The sequence below is a fragment of the Kamptonema sp. UHCC 0994 genome (genome assembly GCF_029167235.1).
Taxonomy (GTDB): domain Bacteria; phylum Cyanobacteriota; class Cyanobacteriia; order Cyanobacteriales; family Microcoleaceae; genus Kamptonema.
This window is the reverse complement of sequence record NZ_JARFTR010000058.1, coordinates 8,757-12,300: the sequence shown is the minus strand read 5'-3', so window position 1 is coordinate 12,300 and position 3,544 is coordinate 8,757. Positions and strand designations below refer to the sequence as shown.

At 44.4% G+C, this 3,544-nt stretch carries 1 protein-coding gene and 1 pseudogene; one reads left to right on the top strand and one right to left on the bottom strand.

From position 1 onward, the window contains the following. Nucleotides 1-120: 120 nt before the first annotated feature. A complete protein-coding gene (locus tag PY364_RS05990; RefSeq protein WP_275521330.1) occupies nucleotides 121-1,755 on the bottom strand; it encodes an MBL fold metallo-hydrolase in 1,635 nt (544 codons plus the stop codon). Nucleotides 1,756-2,942: 1,187 nt separating this feature from the next. Here PY364_RS05990 and PY364_RS05985 point away from each other — a divergent pair. Further along, nucleotides 2,943-3,544 (top strand): annotated as a pseudogene (locus PY364_RS05985) (CopG family transcriptional regulator); the annotation flags it as partial.

The following is a 3,544-nucleotide window of genomic DNA, read 5'->3' as shown; positions in this document are numbered from 1 at the left end:
GGCGGTAAAGAAACCGCCAGGATGGCGGCGTTACGTAAAGTGTGCATAAGTCCTGAATTAGCAATTAGCAATTAGCCATTAGCAATTAGCCATTAGCCATTAGCCATTAGCCATTAGCAATTAGCCATTATCTTGCTCATCACTAGAAGGCTCAGAAGTATGAATCGATTCAAACACCGGACAAAACCCATCAGGCGTAACCTTAAAACCAAACAAAGGAGATAGAGGACTCCAACAACGCTGTCCTCGAAAGTGCTGACAATTACCACAACATTCTAACTCTACTGGCAAAGGGCGATCGCTACCAATACTAATCAACTCCCGCTGCGACAGTCCCCGCAATACTAACTCCTCACCCTGCCAACGAGCCTCTACCAAACCCGTATCTGCAAAATTTGACCAGCGCGGATCGGAGGCAATAGTATTCGGTAAACTAATTGCTACCTCCGTCCCCATCTCCGCCAACTCCCCTTCATAGTGAGTTTCTGGCATCGCCGGTTGCAAAAATGTCTCCCCAATCGGCAATTCCACCAACGTACCCGCCGCTGGAGTATGCAACTGGTAACGGTTCCGCAACTCATCCAAATTCGCCAAATCAGCTAAATAAGTTGGGGAGCCGTGAACGAAAATTATATGCTGAGGGCGCAAATTGTGGATGAGCTGCGTAGTGCCGGGGCCATCAGAATGCTCTGCGAGTAGATAACTTTCTACACTACGAAGTCCCGATCCCTGTAAACTTTCCGGCCACCCTTTCGGCGGGTATCCCGGCTTTTGAGGTAGCAGCAATATCCAAGGGCCATTTTGCTTAGTAACGTAGAGACTTAAATCTGCTGTTTCGTCAGTGATGATAATGCAGGGTGCTTTACCGAGACTACCACGCTGTTCTGGAGACAAGTGGCGTAGGCGGGGACGCACCCGTTCGTCCCAAAATAGGGGTTGATGTTGGGCAAAATTTTGAACTGCTGTAGGAAAATGGGGTAAAAGTTCTAGGTAAGCGTCGCAACCTTGGGCAACGGCCCCATCAACCCAGATATCTAAGTCTCGGCCGGTGAAGTAGTGATGACTTCGCAGTAGCATCAGCAATTCTTGCCCAAGTCCGAGAGTTGATGTAGGTAGAAGTACCGAGTAACCATCTGCGATCGCGCGGTGAATGCGCTCTGCTAACTGATTTTCCAATTGGCGGCGGTGGGGATGACGCGCCGTGCCATAACTGCCTTCCAGAATCAGTACGTCTGGCTTGAGTCCTCGAAGGTCTCCCAAGGGTAATCCTTCAACTAGGCGAGAATTAGATAGAAAAAAATCTCCCGTGTAAACCAGCGAGTAGGTGCGGTGCGGAGCCGCATAGGTCAGCAGTATTGCCGCTGCTCCTGGTAGGTGCCCGGAGGGGAACAACTGCACCCCTAGACCTCTGCGGAGTTCAACTGGGGAGTGCCAGGGCAAGGCCTGACAAAATCGCGGCTGTTCGCTAGCTGCCAACTCTGGCCAATTCAAGGCTAGGAGTTGGGTTGTCACTTCGCTTGCATAAATCGGCAATTGCGGAAAAGACTGGTGCAGTGCTAGTAAACCTCTAGCATGGTCTGCATGGGCATGGCTGCACAAAACTAAGTCCGCTGGTAGCGTATTTTGTGGAGACATCAGCGGTGAAATGTCCTTTAGGCCGCAGTCTAGTAAAATCCGGTGCTGCCCCATTCGCACCAGCAAACAGAGGCCATCCTCTGCATGACCTGCACCATAAGGTAAACATTCCAGCTCCATCACGATGGTTAGCCCCCTGCAATCTTTAGCAACTTGTGTCGCAACTTTAAATGCTATAGCGCGATCGCACTGATTTAACGAGTTTGCTTCATAGAACTTATTTAAACTTTTCCAAAGTTTAGATAAATCTAAGTTTTAGATTCTTGTTTTATCGTCCCATAAATAGGTGATTTGTAGATCGACTCATGGCAGGAGTTATAAAATCTACTTTTAAAAATAGAGACTAATTATCCGTCTGCTTTATAGTTTTCTTCTTGGTATATATTCAATTAAACGTAAAATACAGATGGCTAAAAAGCTTGCTGTGTATATCTTTGTCTAGCTCTCATAGATAACTAAATTCTTATTCCTTCTACTTGTCAACGGCTCTTGCACCATTCTCAAAATCAAAAACTTATAGGAGCGCGTTTGCCAATAGCTTTAACGGTACTTTAAAGACTAAAAAATTGGCCCCTACCCCGCGATCCCAGTCCCAGCTTGGGATATTGCAACAATTCTTTACATATTCCTAACATTTGCGATCGCGACATTTTTTTCACGCACTTGAGAAAATTTATTGAGGTTGCCTTGACATATCTATACAAATATTTATAAAATCTACCTCTGTTTGAGAATGGTAAAACAAACAAAACAATTGCCTGTTATAGGTTTTATGCTAACGATCGGGAAATACAAAAGCCTATAAGATAAATGCAATCATTGTGATTTGTAACAACTATCGAGCGCCTTGAGAGATTAAAACCACCTACCTGTAAAGATTTGAACGAATAAATGTGCACGTCGATCTATTGTGATAATTCTTAATATTAGCAGTCTTCAGTGCATTGTATAAAAAGAACGTGAAAGGGTAAAATCAAGCAAAATCTCTAAATCTTTTGCTAAAAACTTTTCCCTTCTTCTCATAAATACATCTCTCTACTATCTAAAAGCCGTTTCTTTAGCAGAAATAGGTGAGGCTTTTGCTGTTGCATTTGTGCAACAGGTGCTAGCTTCAAATTTAGACTCGACAATACCCGACAGTACAAGATCGAGTCAACAACCCACCGTTAAAACAGCTATGGCGGGAGTCTCCAGGGAGGAAGAAAGATGAAAAGTGATCTCAAACACAGAATTTAATAAATAATAAGATTTAGAGGACACATTAAGCCACTACACTAATTTGTGTAGATTGGCAGAGGAAAATGCCAATGCAAAAGAACAAACGAAATGTGGTTAGTACATATTTAGAGAGCAAAGTCAAGGTCGGAGTCTCGCTGACACCGACTGGGGCTAATCGCCTGACGGTGATCGCAGAAAAGCTCGGTATATCAAAGTCTGAACTCTTCGAGCGCATTGCTCGTGGCGATTTGCTCAAGTCTAGCAATGGGACAGAGTTAACTTTTACTTTGCAACATGGTTCGGGATCTCCGAAACAGGTTACAAGCTTGAAAGGTGAGACAAGTGACGGCGAAAATAACGAGGCGACTAAAGCTGTCGAGTCCCCGGAAAACTCTGTTACACAGTCAAAGGAATTGCTAGAAAGTTACGAAGCTTTGCAAAAGCAATCTCAAGAACAGACAGCAACGATCGCATCTTTGCAAGCTCAAATTGCAGAGTTGCAAAATCATCTGGAAACTCAAACTAGAGATAGCGTACCGTTAGAAAGTCACCAAACTTTAGAACAGCAATCTCAAGAACAGACAGCAACGATCGCATCTTTGCAAGCTCAAATTGCAGAGTTGCAAAATCATCTGGAAACTCAAACTAGAGATAGCGTACCGTTAGAAAGTCACCAAACTTTAGAACAGCA